Annotated in this window: 19 protein-coding genes and 2 tRNA genes; 13 read left to right on the plus strand and 8 right to left on the minus strand. The window is 46.9% G+C overall.

From position 1 onward, the window contains the following. Window position 1: 1 nt before the first annotated feature. The 8 genes from H0Z19_RS00500 (at window position 2) to H0Z19_RS00540 (ending at window position 6,289) form a co-directional block, all read left to right on the plus strand. Complete coding sequence (locus H0Z19_RS00500; RefSeq protein WP_290722756.1) at window positions 2-1,006, plus strand: 4Fe-4S dicluster domain-containing protein; 1,005 nt, start codon at window positions 2-4, stop codon at window positions 1,004-1,006. Further along, window positions 1,003-1,848, plus strand: a complete 846-nt coding sequence (locus H0Z19_RS00505) for an FAD/NAD(P)-binding protein (protein ID WP_290722757.1) — start codon at window positions 1,003-1,005, stop codon at window positions 1,846-1,848. Before H0Z19_RS00500 ends, H0Z19_RS00505 begins: the two co-directional genes overlap by 4 nt. 12 nt (window positions 1,849-1,860) lie before the next feature. Beyond that, on the plus strand, window positions 1,861-2,379 hold the full coding sequence (locus H0Z19_RS00510) for a 4Fe-4S dicluster domain-containing protein (RefSeq protein WP_290722759.1): 519 nt from the start codon (window positions 1,861-1,863) through the stop codon (window positions 2,377-2,379). 2 nt (window positions 2,380-2,381) lie between these two features. Beyond that, complete coding sequence (locus H0Z19_RS00515) at window positions 2,382-3,272, plus strand: CoB--CoM heterodisulfide reductase iron-sulfur subunit B family protein (RefSeq protein WP_290722761.1); 891 nt, start codon at window positions 2,382-2,384, stop codon at window positions 3,270-3,272. Between the two features lie 107 nt (window positions 3,273-3,379). Next, a complete protein-coding gene (locus tag H0Z19_RS00520; protein WP_290722762.1) occupies window positions 3,380-5,167 on the plus strand; it encodes a C45 family peptidase in 1,788 nt (595 codons plus the stop codon). A gap of 94 nt (window positions 5,168-5,261) precedes the next feature. Beyond that, entirely contained in the window at window positions 5,262-5,417 is a 156-nt protein-coding gene (locus tag H0Z19_RS00525) for a hypothetical protein (RefSeq protein WP_290722763.1), read from the plus strand. Window positions 5,418-5,462: 45 nt separating this feature from the next. Then, window positions 5,463-6,092: an EamA family transporter gene (locus H0Z19_RS12005; RefSeq protein WP_365892135.1), complete on the plus strand. Its 630-nt coding sequence runs from the start codon at window positions 5,463-5,465 to the stop codon at window positions 6,090-6,092. Between the two features lie 23 nt (window positions 6,093-6,115). Further along, entirely contained in the window at window positions 6,116-6,289 is a 174-nt protein-coding gene (locus H0Z19_RS00540; RefSeq protein WP_290722765.1) for a hypothetical protein, read from the plus strand. Here H0Z19_RS00540 and H0Z19_RS00545 read toward each other — a convergent pair. Then, complete coding sequence (locus tag H0Z19_RS00545; protein WP_290722766.1) at window positions 6,273-6,776, minus strand: MogA/MoaB family molybdenum cofactor biosynthesis protein; 504 nt, start codon at window positions 6,774-6,776, stop codon at window positions 6,273-6,275. The genes H0Z19_RS00540 and H0Z19_RS00545 overlap by 17 nt on opposite strands. Beyond that, window positions 6,776-7,786, minus strand: a complete 1,011-nt coding sequence (gene fen, locus H0Z19_RS00550) for a flap endonuclease-1 (protein WP_290722767.1) — start codon at window positions 7,784-7,786, stop codon at window positions 6,776-6,778. Before fen ends, H0Z19_RS00545 begins: the two co-directional genes overlap by 1 nt. A 50-nt stretch (window positions 7,787-7,836) precedes the next feature. On the opposite strand from fen, the gene H0Z19_RS00555 reads away from it, so the two are divergent. Next, window positions 7,837-9,099 carry a bifunctional L-myo-inositol-1-phosphate cytidylyltransferase/CDP-L-myo-inositol myo-inositolphosphotransferase gene (locus H0Z19_RS00555; protein WP_290722768.1) on the plus strand — a complete coding sequence of 421 codons (1,263 nt, stop codon included), beginning with the start codon at window positions 7,837-7,839 and terminating at the stop codon, window positions 9,097-9,099. Between the two features lie 20 nt (window positions 9,100-9,119). On the opposite strand, the gene H0Z19_RS00560 is transcribed toward H0Z19_RS00555, so the two are convergent. Beyond that, window positions 9,120-9,192: transfer RNA gene (locus H0Z19_RS00560), tRNA-Asn, on the minus strand. Window positions 9,193-9,289: 97 nt separating this feature from the next. On the opposite strand from H0Z19_RS00560, the gene H0Z19_RS00565 reads away from it, so the two are divergent. Further along, the gene (locus tag H0Z19_RS00565) at window positions 9,290-10,948 is read left to right on the plus strand and encodes a long-chain fatty acid--CoA ligase (RefSeq protein ID WP_290722769.1); all 1,659 of its coding nucleotides are present in this window, start codon (window positions 9,290-9,292) and stop codon (window positions 10,946-10,948) included. A 51-nt stretch (window positions 10,949-10,999) separates the two neighbouring features. Here the strand turns inward: H0Z19_RS00565 and H0Z19_RS00570 are convergent, their stop codons facing one another. Then, on the minus strand, window positions 11,000-12,175 hold the full coding sequence (locus H0Z19_RS00570; protein WP_290722770.1) for a TIGR00529 family membrane protein: 1,176 nt from the start codon (window positions 12,173-12,175) through the stop codon (window positions 11,000-11,002). Between the two features lie 72 nt (window positions 12,176-12,247). On the opposite strand from H0Z19_RS00570, the gene gltX reads away from it, so the two are divergent. Beyond that, window positions 12,248-13,903: a glutamate--tRNA ligase gene (gene gltX / locus H0Z19_RS00575; protein WP_290722771.1), complete on the plus strand. Its 1,656-nt coding sequence runs from the start codon at window positions 12,248-12,250 to the stop codon at window positions 13,901-13,903. Between the two features lie 46 nt (window positions 13,904-13,949). After that, a tRNA-Asp gene (locus tag H0Z19_RS00580) sits at window positions 13,950-14,070 on the plus strand. A 356-nt stretch (window positions 14,071-14,426) separates the two neighbouring features. Here H0Z19_RS00580 and H0Z19_RS00585 read toward each other — a convergent pair. From H0Z19_RS00585 to H0Z19_RS00600, 4 genes are read right to left on the minus strand one after another with little or no spacing between them, the layout of a single operon-like run. Continuing rightward, window positions 14,427-15,566, minus strand: a complete 1,140-nt coding sequence (locus H0Z19_RS00585; protein WP_290722772.1) for a TIGR04053 family radical SAM/SPASM domain-containing protein — start codon at window positions 15,564-15,566, stop codon at window positions 14,427-14,429. 1 nt (window position 15,567) lies between these two features. Next, window positions 15,568-16,845: a phosphomethylpyrimidine synthase gene (thiC, locus tag H0Z19_RS00590; RefSeq protein ID WP_290722775.1), complete on the minus strand. Its 1,278-nt coding sequence runs from the start codon at window positions 16,843-16,845 to the stop codon at window positions 15,568-15,570. A gap of 39 nt (window positions 16,846-16,884) precedes the next feature. Continuing rightward, window positions 16,885-17,976 carry an LLM class flavin-dependent oxidoreductase gene (locus H0Z19_RS00595; RefSeq protein WP_290722777.1) on the minus strand — a complete coding sequence of 364 codons (1,092 nt, stop codon included), beginning with the start codon at window positions 17,974-17,976 and terminating at the stop codon, window positions 16,885-16,887. A gap of 41 nt (window positions 17,977-18,017) precedes the next feature. Further along, complete coding sequence (locus tag H0Z19_RS00600) at window positions 18,018-18,500, minus strand: DUF2299 domain-containing protein (protein ID WP_290722779.1); 483 nt, start codon at window positions 18,498-18,500, stop codon at window positions 18,018-18,020. A gap of 90 nt (window positions 18,501-18,590) precedes the next feature. Here H0Z19_RS00600 and H0Z19_RS00605 point away from each other — a divergent pair, with 90 nt between their 5' ends. Further along, on the plus strand, window positions 18,591-19,202 hold the full coding sequence (locus H0Z19_RS00605; RefSeq protein WP_290722780.1) for an MBL fold metallo-hydrolase: 612 nt from the start codon (window positions 18,591-18,593) through the stop codon (window positions 19,200-19,202). The last annotated feature ends 12 nt before the right edge of the window (window positions 19,203-19,214 follow it).

Consider the following 19,214-nt stretch of genomic DNA (forward strand, 5'->3'; position numbering starts at 1 on the left):
GATGAAAGTCTACGCTGGTAATTTCCTGAAGGATGTTGTTGCAAAACTGCTCGATGACGGATACAGGGTTTATGCTCCAGTTAAGGAGAAGAACTATCACGTTTTCAAGGCTGTTGAAAATGCCGATGAGGTCGATTTTGATTACATAAACACCAAGAAGTCACCGAAGGATGTAACTTTCCCTGAAAATGAGGTTCTGATAAAGTATGGCGAGTGGGTTGAAGAAATTCCTGCTCAGGCAGACAAAACTGCCATTGTTGGAATCAGGCCATGCGACATACAGGGATTAAGGCTCATGGACAGGGTATTTCTTGAGGACATCACCGATCCGTATTATGAGGCAAAGAGGAAGAATCTGCTTGTTGTTGGCTACGCCTGCAACGAGGCTGGCGATTACTGTTTCTGCACGAGTGTTGGTTTGAGTCCATTCAAGAGTAATTACGCGGATATCATCGTAACAGACCTGGGTGATAAGCAGGTTGTGGAGATTCAGAGCGAAAAAGGAGAAGTTGTAGCTTCAAAATTTAATCTAAGCGATGCGAGCGATGAAGACATAAGCAGAAAGAAGGAGCTGGAGCAGAAAGTGCTCAGCTCATTTGTCAGAAGTGTAAACACGGAGAATCTGAAGGAGAGGATGGCAGAAGTCTTTAACAGCGACTACTGGAAAGAGGTTGCAGAAAACTGCGTGAGTTGCGGAACCTGCACGTACCTCTGCCCAACCTGCTTCTGCTTCGACATATTCGATGATGGGGAACTTAAGGGTGTCAGAATAAGAGCTTGGGATAGCTGTCAGTTCCCTCTGCACACACTTGAGAGTTCAAGCCACAATCCACGAAGGGAGAAATGGCAGAGGTTGAGAAACAGATTCTATGACAAGTTCTATTACATGCTTGTCAGGAAAGGAGAGTTTTACTGTGTGGGATGCGGAAGGTGCATTGCAGGATGTCCTGTGGGTATAGACATTGCTGAAGTAATCAACAATATTCCGTCGGAGGTGAAACAATGAGTTCCGTTTTTGATGAACCAATGAAAAATCCGTATTTGCCATATAAAGCTGAAATTGTGGAGATTCGAGATGAAGTGAAGGGAGTGAGGCCGATAAAGACATTCAAAATCAGGCTTATCGGGAGAGAGAGGTTTGACTACCAGTCTGGACAAGGATGCCTCGTTTCAGTCTTCGGGAGAGGTGAGAGCTGGTTCACCATTGCCAACTCCCCCACTCGTCCCGACCTTGAGTTCAGCATTCTCAAGACAGGAAAGGTGACGACGAAGTTGCACGAAATGGAGGTCGGAGATGTTGTGGGGATAAGAGGGCCTTTGGGCAGAGGATTCCCGCTTGAAGAATGGAAGGGAATGAACATAATCACCATCGGTGGTGGTATCGGTCAGACTCCTTTGAGATCAATCTACCAATACGTTATCGACAACGAGAAAGATTACGGAGACCTCACGATCGTTTACGGAGCGAGAACGTCCAGAGACCTGTGCTACAAGGATGAGCTCTTCGAGCTTAAGGAGCAGGGTTACAATGTTGAACTCTCCATAGACAACCAGGAACCTGACTGGCCATACTTTGTTGGATTCGTGCCGGACAACTTGAAGAGAATTAAGCCAGATCCAAAGGACACGATTGCTATTACCTGCGGTCCGCCGATAATGATAAAAATAACTCTCGGAGTGCTCAAGGATTTAGGCTTCAAGGAGGATCAGATATACACAACACTTGAAAGGAGAATGAAGTGCGGAATTGGCAAGTGTGGAAAGTGCAAGCTTGAGAGCATTTACGTTTGCAGGGATGGGCCGGTGTTCAGGTATGATGAGTTATCAAGATTACTTGAGGAAGCGTGAAGGGGTGGTAGCATGCCCATTAACCTGAAAGAGGAGAGAGATCCCGAACTCGTAAAGCAAATTGTTGAGGTTGGAGGAGAAGATTTGTTGAAATGCTACCAATGCGGGACCTGTATAGCTGACTGTCCAACTGGCATAGCTGATGAACCGCTTAGTGTGAAAAGACTGATTCACATCGCCAAGCTGGGGCTGGCTGAAGTGCTAATAGAAGATGAGAGTCCTTGGATGTGTGTAACATGCACTGGCTGTGAGGAGCGCTGTCCGAGAGATGCGAGGCCGTTTGAAATCGTTCTCGCTATAAGAAGATGGCAGTGCTTGGAGGACGAAACCTACATCCCGCAAACTTTGACTGAGATTTACGAGAGAGGTCACACTCAGAACGTGGTAAATCCGATGAGAGAGGAACTTGATCTGCCGGAGATAAAGACTGTCGCGACGAGAGAAGATTTGCTGGAGAAGTTCAGACAGCTGCTGAGAGAAACCAGAGTTGTGAAGGAGCACGGATACATGTTTGGGATAATGGAGGGGTGAACATGAAAGTCGGACTTTTCTTGGGATGCAACATGCCAGCTTTGAGGCCTGACAATGAAAAGGCAATAAGAGTCTCACTTGAATCACTTGGTGTTGAGGTTGTTGACCTTGAAGGAGCTGCATGCTGTCCCGCTTACGGAACTTTCTGGTCAGCAGATGAAGAAGCTGCACTTGCTGTCGGAGCTTGGAACTACTCAATAGCGGAAAAAATGGGGGTGGACATGGTTGTTCAGTGCGGAAGCTGCTACTCAACGCTGAAAATGAGCAGACACAAGCTCATTAACGGAAAGCTGCAGGAAATCAACGAGAAGTTCCTGTCAAAGGTTGGGGCAAAGTATGAGGGAAAGAGTGACACCAAGCACATAACAGACTTCCTTTACAATACTATAGGAGTTGACAAAATAAAAAGCAGCCTGAAATACTCAATGAAGGGTTTAAAGGCCGTTGTGCAGGTACCCTGCCACACGATCAGGCCGAGCAAAATCCTCGGCTTTGACGATCCTGAAAACCCACAGGTTCTTAAGGAGTTGACAAGAGCACTGGGGGCTGAGGTTCCAACCTTTACAAGAGACAAGCAGTGCTGTGGAGGGGCTGGAGGTTACGCAAGGAATAACAGAAGGGCTGCACTGGAATTCCTCAAGCTGAAGCTCGATTCAATGAAGGAAGAGGTTGATCCAGACTGCATTGTCGTCTCATGCATCACATGCCTTATGTGGATGGATGAAGCTCAGGAGGAGATGAGAAAACTTGGGATGATTGATTACAGCATTCCTGTTTTCGACTACAACCAGCTTCTTGCAATCTGCCAGGGACATGACCCACAGAAGGTTGCGAGAATTGCCGCAACGCCAAGAGATGAAGTTATAGTCAAGATTCTTGAGAACAAAATCTAATTTTTTGTTTTTTGTCTATAATATTAGGTTGATATTAATTAGTTGCTCATAATTATTACAATTATTTCATTAAAAAAATTTATATTGTTTAATATCTTTAAGCATTCATGAAGGCGTACATACTTGCCGCCTTGCTTCTATGCCTGGCAGTTGGTACTGCCAGTGGATATGAAGTTGTGAAGAGTTGTGGTAAAGGATACATCGCAGATTTAGGAAATGGTAAATATCTGATGCACCTCGAGGGCACCCCATACGAAATGGGTTACCAGCACGGCTGCCTTGCCGGAGAGCAGGTTGAAAGAATGACTAAGGAGTTCGTTAAAACTGTCCTTGAAGGTTACGACATTCCGGAAGACCTGATTCCGGGCCTTTTGGAGTTGGGAAAGGAGGTTGCAAAGAAGAACGAGAAGCATGTCCCTTCAGAGTTCATTGAGGAGATGAAAGGTATTGCGGACGGTGCAAGTGATGCTGGTTACGATGTCAGCTACGAAGATGTTCTACTTCTGAATATGGGGTTCGACGTCATACTGAGTATAGCGTATCCGATAGCCACGCCAATTGTCGCGTGGCAGGACAAAGAAGGAATTGCATGTGACGGCTTCGTAGCCATGGACGATGCCACTTCTGACGGAAGAGTTCTGATGGGAAGGAGCTTCATGTTCAATCCGGAAGTCTTCCATGAGGTTGCAATGCTTATAGAGCAGTATCCTGAAAAGGGGCACAGATTCGTGAGTGTCTCTGCTCCCGGATTCGTGGGGGTGACCGCTGCGATGAGCTCAGCAGGAATCGCCATAGGAATGGACATGGTTCCCGCTATGGACACAGAGCCGTTTGTTTCAGGAATGGGATGCTTGCTCACTGCAAGACAGGTTGTTCAGTACGCAGATGAGCTAAGTGATGCCGTTAACATGGTCAAGGGCTCCAAGAGAGGAGTTCCATGGCTCTACGTAGTTGGAGACGGACAGGGAAGGGAGAGGGGTGGAGCGGTGCTTGAAGTTTCGGCAGATAAGTTTGCTGTCAGGTACATGGACTACGAGTATCCTGACTGGGCCATGTCCTACGACTTACCGAGGCAGATTGAGGACAAGGACGATCTGGTTGTTCTGGCGAACCACTACATCGTTCCCGAGATGTACTCCACCATAAGCTACGCCGTTAAGGACTCGCTATGGAGGTACGAGACTCTCACGAGCCTGATTTTGGAGAATTACGGAAGTATTGATGTTGAGAAGGGAAAGGAGCTTATAGATTATCTCCACCCACCAAACTACGGCTATTACGGCGAAGATGAAAATATACCGGTGGCTGCAACAAGAACACTGTTCGATCTGACCAATCTGGAACTGTGGAGCCTTTATGGAATGTACACAGATCCGTGGGCTCACTGGAAGATTGAAGCTGAAAGCCAAACAGTCGGGCTGGACAAGGCATGGAAAGACACTGAGGGAGATGTTGCCGGGCCTTCCTGGAAGCCAATAAACTACGGAGCACCGATTATCGACAAGGAAAAAATGCTTGATGCTGAAGAGATGGAGAAGCTTTCAAGTGCTGATAGAAGCTACGTTGAGCAGTGTGTCAAGGCGTATGCGGGAAATCCGAACTATGCCACAATTCACCTGAGATTTAACGTGCAAAATTCTGCAAACATCAGACTTACGGTTGCTGATCAAAACGATGGGCTCGAAATCTACGCGTGGAACTACAACACCAATGACTGGCAGAAGGTTTACGGCAGAGTTTATCCTTCCGGTTTCACCACAGTGACTCTTTCTCTTGGTGATGAATTCGTAAATAATGGCAAAGTGGATTTGGTCTTGATTTCAGAGGCCAAATGGAAGTTCGGCATGATTTACGACAAGGCGTGTGTGGCTGTGGATGCTGCGGCGGTAACTTGATTTTTAACCTATTTTAAATTAAATTAAATTTTTTATTAAGATTTTTCGACAATTCCACTGAAAAGCTCATTAACCTCTCCCTCGCTCAAAGGCCATGAAAAAGTGGATCGTCCTCACCTCAACCATAATCTTCTGGGGACTGGCCTTTACGGCCATAAAGTACTCTGTAAAATACCTTTCACCAATTTCAGTCGCATCTCTAAGATTTGCCATTGCAAATGTCCTGTTTGCCTTGCTCATCATCAAATGAGAAAGGATTAGGTGGGATGATCTGCCAAAGGTCTTTGCTCTTGGAATCTTTGGCGTTTCTGTTTACCACATCTTCCTCAATCTCGGAGAGGTTTACATCTCATCAGGAGTAGCGAGCGTTGTAATCGCTCTCGCTCCCATCTTCGTTCTATTTCTTTCCGCAATTTTTCTGAATGAGAAGATAACATACAGTAAGGTTTTCGGAACCATACTTGCTTTTGCCGGAGTTGCTGTAATATCTGACCCATCATACGACAACATTTACGGAATAGCGCTTGTCATGATAAGCACAATAGCTGCAGCAATCTACACAACCTTCGGGAAGAGCCTGCTTTCAAAGTACGACCCCGTAACTCTGACCAGCAACGCGATGATTCTGGGAGCAATTCCGCTCTACCCATTCCTCCCCCAATCAATTCTTTCCTTGCAAAATGACCCGGCACTTATAGCCTCAATAGTTTTCCTTGGGATATTCTCGACTTTTCTTGGATATCTCGGCTGGTATTACTTTCTCGAAAAAGAGGAGGCGTCGAGAGCATCAGTATTCCTGCTCGCCATCCCGGTGGTTTCCTTGATAGCGGGCAGCGTTTTGCTTTCAGAACCCCTAACTATCAAAACCCTTGCCGGTTCCGGGTTGGTGCTTTTGGGAATATACATAGTGCTGAGAAAGAGATAAATCCAGTCGTGAGAAATAGCAGTATGACCAAGCTTGAGAATATCTACTGCGCGAGGTGCGGTTCAGAGTTTGACCTCAATGTGAGGAGAACAACGAGCTACTCAGGCCCGCTCCACATCCCAAACCTCTACTGTCCCTTCTGCGGTTCGAGGAGGTTGACGAAGAAAAAAGGGATTTTCTTCAACTCATCCCCTTAGCGTGACTTAAAATGTGCTTCAACGAGCCTTTGATGATCTCAATCCCCAGCCTGACAGCCTTGCTTGAGCCGGGAAGACAGAAGATGACCTTATCTCCCACAATACCTGCAGTTGCCCTTGAGAGGATTGCAGAGTATCCAACTTCCTGATAGCTCAGCATTCTGAAAATCTCCCCGAAACCATCAATTTTTTTCGTAAAAAGCGGCTCCACAGCCTCAACTGTAACATCTTTCGGATTTAAGCCAGTGCCACCAGTAATCATGCAAACGTCAGCCTCTTCAAGAGCCTCAAAGACAGCCTTTCTTATCAGCATAACGTCGTCAGGAACGAGAAAGTAGAGTGAGGCATCGAAGCTTTCCACAAGCAGCTTCCCGGAAGCATCGTCTTCGGGTATGTTCTCCACACCCTTGACTTCACCATACTTCTCGTATCTGCTTGTGGATACAGTTATGACAGCAACCTGGTAATCCAGATCTTTTTCGTGCATCAGAACCACCTTTCAAGAGTAGCCTGAGTGGACTTCAACGCCTTCAGCTTTTCCAGGGCTTTTTCAACCCTCTCCCTGCTGAAGTCATGCTCCTCGCAGAGGAACTCAATTGCTTTCTCAAAATCGGGCTCCCTGAACTCAATCTTGTAGTCATCAGTAACGGGAGGGTTTAGGAAAAAGTTCCTTATCTCCTCAACATATGGTATGCTCACTTTCAGTGCTTTGAGCGCTCTGAAAATGTCTCCGTAAGTTTTGACGTAGTTCAAAGCCTTCTTCACACCAACGCCCTTCACACCCTCGTTGTAGTCCGTGCCGACAAGAATTGCTATATCTACAATCTGCTCTCTCGTCAAACCGAGTCTTCTGAGATTTTCTTCAAGAATTATTATCTCAGGCTTAACATCAACATACACATTTTTTCCGGGGAGCTTCCTCTTTCCAGTTATGGCAAGATTTCTCGCCAGCCTCGGACTTCCGAAAAGGAGAGAGTCGTAATCCTGACTTCCAGTAAATTCCACATCCCCCCTTGCTGCCATGTACGCTGCCTGAGCTTCTCCCTCTGAGGGAGCATCAAGATATGGAATACCAATGTAGCTCAAAAGCGTCTTTGCAGATTCGACAACATACTCGTCAACTCTTCCTGCAGCTTGCGCATACTTCTTCGCTTCTTTGTCTCCCGCTTGCAACGCTGCAACCCACATCTCCTCCGCCTCAGCCCTCCTTTTCTTCCTCTCCTCAATTTCAGCCCTCTTGAAATCCGGAGGTTCTCCATCAAACACGAATACTGGCCTTATTCCAATCTCAACCATGTTTGAAACCCTGTAAAGAATTCCAGAAAGGTGAGATGTAATCCTGCCTTGCGAATCCTTTAGCGGTGTACCGTCAGGCTGTCTTATAATCGAGATGAACTGGTAAAGAGTGTTAAACGCATCGATTGCAATCTTCTTTCCGGAAAAGTACTCAAGCTCGACCTCTTCCCTCTCAAAGAGGTCGCCAATATCTGCACCCATGATAAACCTTGATAAGAATGCTTAAAAATCTTTACTGAGAAATGAAATTGATGAAGGCGGTTATACTTGCCGCTGGATTGGGCACAAGGCTTGGCGGTGTTCCAAAACCGCTTCTGCGAGTTGGTGGGTGTGAGATAATTCTGAGGACGATAAAGCTCCTTTCCCCACACGTCTCCGAGTTTGTTATCGTGGCAAGCCGTTATGCTGACCAGCTTGACAACTTCCTGAGGGATAAGGGCTTCAAGTACAAATTAGTCAAACACAACCACCCTGAGAAAGGGAATGGCTACTCTCTGCTTGTAGCCAGGGATTATGTAAAAGGAAAGTTCATTCTGACGATGGGCGACCATGTCTACAGCGAGAAATTTGTTGAGAGAGCGATGAGAGGGGAGGGGGTTATAGCGGACAGAAATCCAAAATATGTCGATTTGGATGAAGCCACCAAGATAAAAGTTGCTGACGGCAGAGTTGAGGATATAGGCAAAAATCTGAAAGAGTTTGACTGCATTGACACCGGTTTCTTCGTTCTTGATGACACAATATTTGACTGCGCTGAGAAGCTCAGAGATAAAGAAGAGATCCCGCTGAGTGAAATTGTGAAACTGGCCAGATTACCGGTGACCTACATAGATGGCGAATTCTGGATGGACGTTGACACGAAAGAAGATGTTGAGAGGGCAAACAAGGCCTTGGTTTTCACCGCTGTCAAAGGGTCGGGAGATGGGTTCATCTCAAGAAACCTGAACCGGAAAATCTCAACGAGGATTTCAGCAGCAGTTGTCAACAAAGTTAGTCCGAGCCAAATGACGTTAATATCCTTTCTTGCTGGCGTTTTTGCAGCTCTCATTAACCTATTCTCCATCCCACTCGCTGGTTTGGTGTATCAGTCCTCCTCAATCCTCGACGGCTGTGATGGGGAGATAGCGAGAGCATCGCTGAACGTCTCAAAAAAAGGCGGTTATGTTGACTCAATTCTGGACAGATTTGTTGACTTTCTGTTTCTCGCGATAATAGCTCTTCTTTACCCGAATACGGCAATCATTGCCATTTTTGCCGTTTTCGGAAGTGTGATGGTCAGCTACACCTCTGAGAAGTACAAGGCAGAGTTCGGGGAGAGTATATTCGGCAAGTTCCGCGTCCTGAACTACATACCCGGGAAGAGGGATGAGAGAATTTTCCTGATTATGGTCTTCTGCTTGCTCTCTGTAATAAGCACAGAGTGGCTGTACTGGATGTTTGCAGTAATAGCTGTTTTAAGCTTTTTCAGGGTAATTGCAACCCTATTTACCGTTATCCTTTCAAAAGAGAATTGAGTAATAAGGCGGCGACAGAGCGCCGCCGGCAGGATTCGAACCTGCGACCGTCCGGTTAACAGCCGGACGCTCTACCAGCTAAGCTACGGCGGCTCTTCCTCTTCTTGTCGGTATTGAAATTTAAGCTTTGCCCTGAGAACCACAATGCTCTACCAACAATCTTAAATAATCGTTTTAATCAGATTTTATCATGCGGTTCGTAAGAGGTTTTCCGTCGACGATGATGGACGAATACCAGCTGAACATTTTGAACATACTGAAGTATGCAGCCACTAACTTCCCGGAAAGAGAGGTCGTTTCAAGGAATCTCGATGGCAGTGTGTTCAGGTACAACTACGGCGAAGCATTCAAAAGGGTTTCAAGGCTGGCCAACGCACTCGAAGAGCTTGGAGTGGATGTTGGAGACAGAGTGGGAGTCCTTAGCTGGAATACACACAGGTTTTTCGAACTGTTCTTCGCCATTCCGGGAATCGGTTCGGTTCTTCTGGAGATGAATCTCAGATTGCATCCAAGGGAGATTGCCTATGTTGCAAACCACAGTGGTGCAAAACTAATATTCGTGGACGAGTCCTTGCTGCCAATAGCCGAAGCAATAGCACCCTCAATAGGTGCCAGGAAATACGTCGTTATGACTGATGGAGATCTGCCCGATACAAAACTGCCTGAGGTTTACAGTTACGAAGAGTTGCTGAAAAATGCAAGTGAAAATTACGATTTTCCGATGGTGGACGAGAACTCTGCCTACGCAGCCTGCTACACGTCCGGAACCACTGGAAATCCCAAGGGAGTTTACTACTCGCACAGGTCAATGGTTCTGCATTCTTTAATTGCAGCGATAGGCCTCGGTTTAAGGCCGGACGACGTTTACATGCAGCTCGTCCCCATGTTCCATGCCAACGGATGGGGTGTGTTTTTTGCCGCAACAATGGCAGGAAGCAAGCTCGTTTTTCCGGGAAGGTATACAGTCGACAACCTTGCCCCGGTGGTTGAGCTTATGCAGAGTGAGAGTGTTACAGCAACGGCCGGAGCACCAGCCATTTTCCTCCCATTGCTCAACTACCTGCAGAAGGTCGAACCTAAGCCGAGCTTCAACATCAGGGCCTGGAGCGGTGCTACAGAACCACCACTTGCGGTTATGAAAGGACTTAAAGAATTCGGAATAGAGATAATTCACGCATACGGAGCTACCGAAACTTCTCCGCTGGTGTGCTACAACTACGTTAAACCGGAGCTAAAAGAAAAGCTCAGTGAGGAAGAGATTTGGGAGCTGAAAAGGAAGCAAGGCATTCCGGTTTTCGGTGTGGAGGTTATGCTGGTTGATGAAGAAGGAAACAAGCTTCCACACGACGGCAAAACAATTGGCGAACTCTGCATAAGAGGTCACTGGATTACAGGAAGTTATTACAAGGATGCAAGAACCTTCGAGTCGTTCATCGAAGATGGGCTGCTAAAATGGTGGAAGAGTGGCGATGCTGCAACCATCGATGAGTGGGGGTACATCAAAATCGTCGACAGGTTCAAGGACCTGATAAAGAGCGGTGGAGAGTGGATAAGCAGCGTTGATTTAGAGAACTATTTGGTGGCACATCCAAAAGTATTCGAAGCGTGTGTTGTCGGCATCCCTCATCCTAAATGGGAAGAGAGACCACTCGCCTTCGTGGTTCCAAAACCCGAATTTAAAGATAGCCTAACGAAAGAAGAACTGTACGAACACCTGAAACAGAGGTTTGCGAAGTGGCAGCTTCCCGACGACATAATTATAACGGACGAAATACCGAAAACAAGCGTTGGAAAGTTCAGCAAACGGACTTTGAGGGAAAAGTACAAGGATTACTACATGAAACAATAAGGGTGTATTATTTCTCAATTTTTTCTCCACTTTTAATTTTAACCAAGCAATCTAAACCACAAGATACATAGCCCAAACAAGCGTCGCTGTAATCCCTGCAATGGCTAAAAGCTGCTTGTATGTTTTGCCAATTTCCGTGCCGAAGTACTCGGCAGTAAGAACGTAGCAGAGGTGCATGGGGGAGAGCATGACTCCGAGATAGCCAGCAGCGATAACGAGCATTAAGTTCTCTGCCACAATAACTCCAGAACCAGTAAAGGAAGTCAGGAGAGGCAAGGCTATAGAGGAGTAGCTCATCTCGATTCCGGTGGCAAAGCCCACTAAGAGCGTTAGCAGAAAGGCCGCTACAGGAGCGGGAAACTCGAGAGAAATGTCGGCAAAAAGAGACTCGGCTGCACCGCTAGTTTCTATTACGGACTTGTAAACCATAACTGCAAAAACGAGCAGTATGATTTTCTTGTCGATTGTTTTCTTGAAAATATTCACAAAATCGCCAAATTTAGCCCTTTTGTGGAGAGCAACTGCAGTGATGGCAATCATGAGAGAGAAAAGCAGGTCATTCTTCAGCAAGACTGAGAAAACCAGAAGTATGGCTATTGGATATAGGTTGGCAAGCGAGTCGAGAATGTCCCTCGAAATCCTCAACCTTCTTTCCATCCCTTTTGTCAGCGTCAATCCTGCTAACAGGGCGAAAACACTAATCGGAAACGTTGCTGAGGCAAAGTAGAAGTAGTTAACGTTCACAACTGCCGCACCGATAATGACGCTCGGGTAGAGAGGCCAGAATGTGACCCACACGTGTCTGAACCAGTAGTTGAGGAGTGTGGCTTTTTCAGGAGAGAGACTATACATCTCTACCAGTGGACCGAGCATAACCGCTGAAATGAGGGCACCGCCAGGCATGGGGAGCAAACCTATCAAAAGAGGGATTAGCAGAAAGCTGTACGCCCCAAAAGAGTCTGAAAGCCCGCCAGCAACTTTCTTGAGCATCCCAAAATACTCCATCGAGTACCCAAGAGTAAAGGCGAGAATGACTATGACAACTATTTCAATAGTCTGAAGGTTTGCAAGGGCTTTTAACATAATAATAAAGCCATCAAAGCCGAAGGTAAGGTAAGCAAGTATTGCAGAACCAATGAAGAGGGCTACACCTATGTTCACTTTTCTTATCAAAATCAAAACGACCGCTATGGAGATCAGCAGGGCAAAACTGCTCGATGTTGCCATAGGCTCAGAACTTCGTTTCTCTGAATTTAAAAGTTTCATCACCTTTATATTTCCCAAGCCACAAGTCCGGCTGTGAAAGAAGTCATAATGAAATATGTCGTTCAGAATGCAGTAAAGTACGGAAAACCGAGCAAGAAAGCTGTAATGGGCAAGGTAATGGCAGAAAATCCTGAACTACGAAAAAAGGCTAAAGAAGTGCTTGAACTCGTTAGAGAATGCATATGCGAGTTTGAAGGGCTTACAGAAGAGAAGAGAGGGGAGTTAATTAAGAAGTTCAGTGTTGAAGGCAAGACGAAAAAAGAGACGGAAGCGAGAGGGCTTCCAGAACTTGAGGGGGCAGAGAAAGGAAAGGTAGTGATGAGATTCGCTCCCAACCCGAACGGGCCTCCGACACTCGGTTCTGCAAGAGGCATAATCGTCAATGGAGAATACGCAAAGATGTACGAGGGGAAGTATATTATCAGGTTCGATGATACAGACCCAAGAACAAAGAGGCCGATGCTTGAGGCATACAACTGGTACCTTGAGGACATAGAATGGCTCGGATATAAGCCTGACAAGGTCGTTTACGCTTCTAAGAGGATTCCCATCTACTACGATTATGCAAGAAAGCTTATAGAAATGGGCAAGGCCTACACATGCTTTTGCAGTCAGGCGGAGTTTAAGAAGTTCAGAGATAGTGGGGAAGAGTGTCCGCACAGAAATATGGCCATTGAGGATGCCCTTGAAGTCTGGGACAGAATGCTTGAAGGGGATTACGAGGAGGGAGAGGTTGTTCTCAGGATTAAAACGGATATGAAGCATAAAGATCCGGCGATAAGAGACTGGGTTGCTTTCAGAATAATAAAGGAGTCTCACCCTCTTGTTGGGGACAAATTCGTGGTTTACCCGACACTCGATTTTGAATCTGCCATTGAGGATCATCTTTTAGGTATTACTCACATTATAAGGGGGAAAGACTTAATCGATTCTGAGAGGAGGCAAAGGTACATTTACGGGTACTTTGGCTGGGAGTATCCGATTACGAAGCACTGGGGCAGGGTTAAAATTTTTGAATTCGGAAAGCTCTCGACTTCTTCAATTAGGAAAGAAATAGAAAGGGGAAAGTATCAGGGATGGGACGATCCAAGATTGCCGACACTAATGGCATTTAGGAGGAGGGGTTTTGAGCCGGAAGCCATAAAGAGCTTCTTCATTTCACTGGGTGTTGGAGAAAATGATGTTTCCATAAGCCTGAAAAACCTGTATGCCGAAAACAGGAAAATTGTCGATCCAAGAGCGAACAGGTACTTCTTCGTATGGGAGCCAGTAAAGATCGAGATAGTCTACTTACCAGAAGAGAGGGATGTTGAACTCTCCCTCAACCCACATACTGGGGAGAAAAGAAGGCTCAAAGGTGAAAGGGTGGTATATATTACCAAAGATGACTTTGAGAAGCTTAAAGGGCAGGTGGTAAGACTTAAAGACTTCTGTAACATTCTTCTCGACGAAAAAGCGGAATTCAGAGGTTTTGAGCTTGGAGATGTAAAAAAAGGCAAAAATATAATCCACTGGCTTCCAGAAAGTGAGGCGATTCCCGGAAAGGTTATTGGCGAAAAGGAAGCAGAGGGGTTGGTGGAAAGAAATGCAGTGAGAGATATGGGAAAAGTGGTGCAATTTGAGAGATTTGCATTCTGCAGGATAGAGTCTGTTGATAAAGAACTGACTGCAGTATACACACACCCATGACCAAAATCCTTAAAAGCACAGAGGGATGAGGCTAAAAAAGCCATAAGCCCGGGTGGTGTAGTCCGGCCTATCATGCGGGCCTGTCGCAGGGTTTGATGAGCTATCAGAGTTAAAGACATAAACCCTGCAGAAAGCCCGCGACTCGGGTTCAAATCCCGGCCCGGGCGTGTTTACTTCCGGTTTTAGTCTCCCTCATAACTTTAAAACGACATCGAATTTTAGAGCGAGGCGGAAAATGTTTGGAATGTTTACAGTTTATGCAACATATGGAGACAGAAACTTCTTCGAGAGAGGAATGAGACGCTGACTTTGTGGCAGAAAAACCTGAGGCGATTTTAGGAATTCTGTTCTGATTCTTTGGGTTAATGCATCTCCACAAGCCTCCTAGATAAACTTGCGGATGCAGGGTCACAGGAAGTTCAGAGAACCTGTGAAGGGAGTCGAACTCTTTTGTTTGAATTTCTTCTTGTTTTTGTGGATTAATTTCTTGAAGCTAACACTAAAGACTGGAATCCAGATAGTATTAATGCTCAACCTGCAGCGCTCTTGGGACGTAAATACAGCATGGCTCCTCAGCAAGATAATCTCCTGTTAAGGCATAAGCCCTAGCCCTGCTCCCTCCGCAGATTTTTCGGTACTCGCAGACACCGCACTTGCCCTTCAGTCTGTCAGGATCTCTCAGGTTTACGAAGATTTCCGAGTTGGAGTAAATCTCGGCAACGCTCTTCTCCCTCACATTGCCCGCAACTAGGGGCAGAAATCCGCTGGGATAAACCTCACCAACATGGCTTATAAAAAGCATCCCTCGCCCATCTGTTATCCCGACACTCCTTCTTATTCCGTCTGTGCTCAGGCTTCTTCCATGTCCTCCTGCAACGATCTGTGAAGCTCCTCCTTCAGGTAACTCCTTTAACCTTTCCAGCAACTGCCTGTAAAGCTCACCCACCTGTGGCATCTCTCCCTTATCCCTCATAAGCTCGATTCTCCTCAGATGCGTGGCTGCAGAGCTCTTCACGTTCAATCCCGTCTTCCTGCTGACATCGTAGAGCCAGCAGAGAACGTCCTCAAACTGCTGGGGAGAGGGCATCATCTCAGCTTTGGCCCTGCCTGTGGGTACAACAAAGAACACGTCCCACATCACAGCTCCAAGATCGAGGCAGAGTCTCGCTATGTTCGGTAGGTCATCAATGTTGCCCCTGTATACGGTCGTGTTGATCTGGAAGGGCAGTCCCACCTTTTTTGCATTTTTTATCGCCTCCATGCTCATCCTGAATGTCCCCATCACCCCTCTGAAAGAGTCGTGCTTCTCTTCATTGCTTCCATCTATGCTAACAGCGACCCTCGCCACTCCAGCTTTTTTCAGCTCCTCTAGCTTCTCAACGCTTGCCTTTTCCGTTCCGCTGAAGGCTATGGCAACTCTGAATCCCTTGCTGGATGCGTAGGAGACAATCTCTGTAACGTCATCCCTCATCAGCGGGTCTCCGCCTGTAATGACTAGAAGTGGCTTTGGGGTGAACTCTGAAAGCTGATTTATGACACCAAAGCACTCCTCTGTCGTCAGCTCATCTGGATGCCTCTTTCTGATGGCTTTTGCCCTGCAGTGCCTGCATGCGAGCATGCAAGCTCTTGTCAGCTCCCAGAAAACGATAAAGGGGGAATTCATTTTAGTCCCTTTCAAAAGCCTCCTTCACGAGCTTAATTGCACACAGATCTCCGCACATGCTGCAGGCCTCGCTCTCCGACCTTCTCTTGCTGTGAATTTCCCTTGCTTTTTCAGGGTCAATTGAGAGCTGGAACTGCCTCTCCCAGTCGAGATTTTTTCTGGCGAGTGACATCTCATAATCTCTCTTCCTCGCCCTTTCTCTCTGCCCTTCCTTAATCAGGTCAATTGCGTGAGCAGCGATTTTTGCGGCTATGACTCCTTCCCTAACATCTTCAACCGATGGTAGGGCGAGGTGCTCTGAAGGAGTGACGTAGCAAATGAAGTCAGCCCCGGCCATTCCAGCTATTGCCGCACCTATTGCAGCGGCTATGTGGTCATAACCTGCAGCAATGTCTGTCACGAGAGGGCCGAGAAGGTAGAGGGGAGCATTGTCGGTTACGCTCTTCATGGCCCTAACAGAGGTTTCAATCTGGTCGAGGGGGACGTGTCCGGGCCCCTCAACCATGCACTGCACCCCTGCTTCTCTGCACCTCTCCACAAGCTCTCCGAGCATTATGAACTCCGTGTACTTCGCCCTGTCTCCGGCATCGTGAATGCATCCTGGCCTATAAGCGTCTCCAAGGCTGATAGTGACGTCATACTCCTTCAGGATTTCCAGCAGGTAGTCGAAGTCCTTGTAGTAGGGATTCTCCTTCTCGTTGTGGAGCATCCAGCCGATTATTATCGCCCCACCCCTGCTTACAACTCCCAGCAGTCTCTTCGACCTTTTTAACCTCTCAATACTGACCCAGTTGACTCCAGAATGGATAGTCATGAAGTCAACCCCGTCCTTCGCATGCTTCTCGACAGCTTTGATAAAGTCGTCCTCGCCCATGTCAACGACTCTTCTGCAGTCCCTCGCCGCCTGATAAATCGGAACGGTTCCGAAGGGAACCTTAACGACATCCATTATCTTCTTCCTTATTGCATCCAAGTCGCCACCTGAGGACAAATCCATAACAGCATCCGCACCAGCCTTCTGGGCAACAATTGCCTTCTCAATCTCCTCCTCAACATTTATGTAGTCCGCTGAGGTACCAACGTTAGCATTAACCTTAGTCGAAGTTAGCATCCCGATAGCCCTCGGCTTTACATCCTCTCTCCTCACGTTTTTGGGTAATACGACGTAACCGTGAGAAATGAGTCTGATCAGCTTCTCAGCTTCCACCCCTTCATATTCTGCAGCCTTTTTAACGAAATCTGAGATTACGCCTTTCTTGGCTTCCTCGATTAGAGTCATGGTAATAAAAAAGACTTGAGGGCAAAAAAACTTTGCCCGCTAAAAGTGGCTCATGATTTCGTCAATCAGGGCGTAGGATGTCTTTATCTTGCTCACATCACCGAAGTACGTGAGGTTCCAAATGACGATGTGACTAACCCCTAACTTCTCGTACTGCTCGAACTGCTGGACGATTTCCTCAGGAGTTCCAGCGATGTAGGCGAGCCTCATGATTTCATCCGGAACCTGCTTTATCGCCTCCATAATCTGCTCCTTTGTGTACTTCGTCGGAATGTAGTCAAGCAGGCCGTAGAACTTTCCAAACGGGTGCTTGTAGCCGAGCATCTCGTAGAACTCCGATGGCATCAGGAGAGCGTGAACTTTCAGTATAGGGGACTGTAGGAGTCTGTTTACTTCCTCAGGTTTCTCATCCACAACAAGACTCACAAAAATGGCCTTCGTTATTTCCTCAGGCTCTCTGCCAAACTCCTTCGCATATCTGTCCAGCTTCTCCGCCCTTTCCTTGTAAACCTCAGGTGGTAAAGTTGTGGGCAGCCATCCGTCGCCATGCTTAGCAGTAAGTTTCAGCATTCTGTCTCCATGGGCTCCAAACCAGAACGGGAGCTTTCCCAACGGCTTGACGTCAAAAACGGCATCCTCCAGGCGGTAGAATTTTCCCTCGTAGTTTATCGGCTCTCCGTAATCACTGTTAAGCATTAGCTTCATAATTTCCACAGCCTCTTCAAGCCTCGAAACAGGCTTGCTAAAATCGATGCCGTAAGGAACGATGTTCTCAGCCTCTCCTGCACCAATTCCGAGGATGAACCTCCCCTTGGTCGCGTGATCTGCTGTTACAGCCTGCTGAAGCAATACTGCAGGATGCCTCCTGAAGACTTCAGTCACAGATGTTCCAAACTTGATTTTTTCGGTTGCAGGTGCGGCGTAGCAGATTTCGCAGAATGCGTCGTAGAACATGTGGCATGATGGATAGCGCATAGCGAAGACGGTCTCCTTCCATAAGTCGTGTGGATACCATCCCATCAGGTGGTCGGCAACCCAGATAGCATCGTAACCCTTTTCCTCCATCCTCTTGGCCGTTTTTGGCACTTCCTCAATTGGTGGAAATGTTGGTGCAACAGTACCGAACTCCATGGTTGAAAAAAGATTTCACACTATATGAACTTTTTTAAAAATTAACGATACATAGATAGGTCATGCTCACTTTTTCCACCTGAAATTTTCTGCATCATCCAGATAACGTAGAGCTTGCAGCGGTGAACCTGCTTTACGGCATCCATGAAAAGGTTCTTGTTGAGACCATCGAAGTAAAGCTCCCTCGTGAACTGGAAGAGCTGGGGGTCGTTGACGTTTGGCAGAATCTGAAAACCGGTGGGAAGGAAAAGGAGTGCAAATCTCATCTCCCATAGCAGCTCGTTTCTCTTCTCGGGGTTTAAGCTCATCAGAGAGCGGTAGTGCTCATCGCTAAGCTTAATCCCGGAAGCAATAACGACCATATCGTCCCTGTTCTTGGGGAAAACAACGTCAATAAACTGTCTCGAGTTCGGAGGAGTTTCAGCGACGAAGTGGTAATCAGCGTTCTCGTCTGCAACCTTGTCCTTGTAAATCCCCTCCTCAACCAGCCATTCCCTGACCTTCTTTGCAACCTCGTCTTTCATGGATTAAGTCGTAAATCAGGCTTTATTTTTCTTCCCATGGTATAACTAAATTTCAGCAGCCTTTTAAAATGCTTCAACATACACTAATCAATGAAGCTGTTCGATAAAGTTTACGCCTACACCTGGGGAAAGGCATTTCGAGACTCTTCAAACTGCTACATAATCGCGGATGAGGAGTTCACCGTCATCGATCCCGGCACGTTCAAGAGCTATACCAGCCTGCGGGGTTTGATGAGGAACGATGGACTGGATGATGTAAACTACGTGTTCAACACTCACCTTCACCGAGACCATTGCGAGAGCAACATCCTTTTTGCGGAAAATGGGGCTTTGCTCGGTTTTGATGCAAGAGAGCTTTCCGTTTCACAGTATCGCTTCAACTTGGACATAAAACTCGGAAAGAGGTTCGTTGTAGGGAACACTGAAATTGAAATACTGAGAACTCCCGGCCACTCTCCCGGTAGCCTCACCTTCTACCTTCCTGAGTACTCGGCAGCAATAACAGGTGACCTGATTTTTGAAAACGGTGTTCCGGGCAGATTCGACGTTTACGGCAGCGATAAAAAAGAGCTGGCGAAGTCCATAGAGAAGCTCCGACTTCTGGATGTCGAGTACATTCTTCCAGGGCACGGAAGGATAATGCAGGGCAGAGAGGGAATTGATGCCATGCTCGAAGCAACTGCGGAAGTTTTGCTCATATAGGAAAACCAATTT

The organism is Archaeoglobus sp. (assembly GCF_017656475.1).
GTDB lineage: Archaea > Halobacteriota > Archaeoglobi > Archaeoglobales > Archaeoglobaceae > Archaeoglobus.

What these genes read in the sequence shown, in the direction of transcription:
- H0Z19_RS00525 (WP_290722763.1), top strand. Translation starts at nt 5,262, where the DNA reads ATGAAAAAGTGGATCGTCCTCACCTCAACCATAATCTTCTGGGGACTG.
- H0Z19_RS00540 (WP_290722765.1), top strand. Translation starts at nt 6,116, where the DNA reads ATGACCAAGCTTGAGAATATCTACTGCGCGAGGTGCGGTTCAGAGTTT.
- H0Z19_RS00500 (WP_290722756.1), top strand. Translation starts at nt 2, where the DNA reads ATGAAAGTCTACGCTGGTAATTTCCTGAAGGATGTTGTTGCAAAACTG.
- H0Z19_RS00565 (WP_290722769.1), top strand. Translation starts at nt 9,290, where the DNA reads ATGCGGTTCGTAAGAGGTTTTCCGTCGACGATGATGGACGAATACCAG.
- H0Z19_RS00555 (WP_290722768.1), top strand. Translation starts at nt 7,837, where the DNA reads ATGAAGGCGGTTATACTTGCCGCTGGATTGGGCACAAGGCTTGGCGGT.
- H0Z19_RS00600 (WP_290722779.1), bottom strand. Translation starts at nt 18,500, where the DNA reads ATGAAAGACGAGGTTGCAAAGAAGGTCAGGGAATGGCTGGTTGAGGAG.
- H0Z19_RS00585 (WP_290722772.1), bottom strand. Translation starts at nt 15,566, where the DNA reads ATGAATTCCCCCTTTATCGTTTTCTGGGAGCTGACAAGAGCTTGCATG.
- H0Z19_RS00570 (WP_290722770.1), bottom strand. Translation starts at nt 12,175, where the DNA reads ATGGCAACATCGAGCAGTTTTGCCCTGCTGATCTCCATAGCGGTCGTT.
- H0Z19_RS00605 (WP_290722780.1), top strand. Translation starts at nt 18,591, where the DNA reads ATGAAGCTGTTCGATAAAGTTTACGCCTACACCTGGGGAAAGGCATTT.
- H0Z19_RS00515 (WP_290722761.1), top strand. Translation starts at nt 2,382, where the DNA reads ATGAAAGTCGGACTTTTCTTGGGATGCAACATGCCAGCTTTGAGGCCT.
- thiC (WP_290722775.1), bottom strand. Translation starts at nt 16,845, where the DNA reads ATGACTCTAATCGAGGAAGCCAAGAAAGGCGTAATCTCAGATTTCGTT.
- H0Z19_RS00545 (WP_290722766.1), bottom strand. Translation starts at nt 6,776, where the DNA reads ATGCACGAAAAAGATCTGGATTACCAGGTTGCTGTCATAACTGTATCC.
- fen (WP_290722767.1), bottom strand. Translation starts at nt 7,786, where the DNA reads ATGGGTGCAGATATTGGCGACCTCTTTGAGAGGGAAGAGGTCGAGCTT.
- H0Z19_RS00595 (WP_290722777.1), bottom strand. Translation starts at nt 17,976, where the DNA reads ATGGAGTTCGGTACTGTTGCACCAACATTTCCACCAATTGAGGAAGTG.
- H0Z19_RS00520 (WP_290722762.1), top strand. Translation starts at nt 3,380, where the DNA reads ATGAAGGCGTACATACTTGCCGCCTTGCTTCTATGCCTGGCAGTTGGT.
- H0Z19_RS00505 (WP_290722757.1), top strand. Translation starts at nt 1,003, where the DNA reads ATGAGTTCCGTTTTTGATGAACCAATGAAAAATCCGTATTTGCCATAT.
- H0Z19_RS00510 (WP_290722759.1), top strand. Translation starts at nt 1,861, where the DNA reads ATGCCCATTAACCTGAAAGAGGAGAGAGATCCCGAACTCGTAAAGCAA.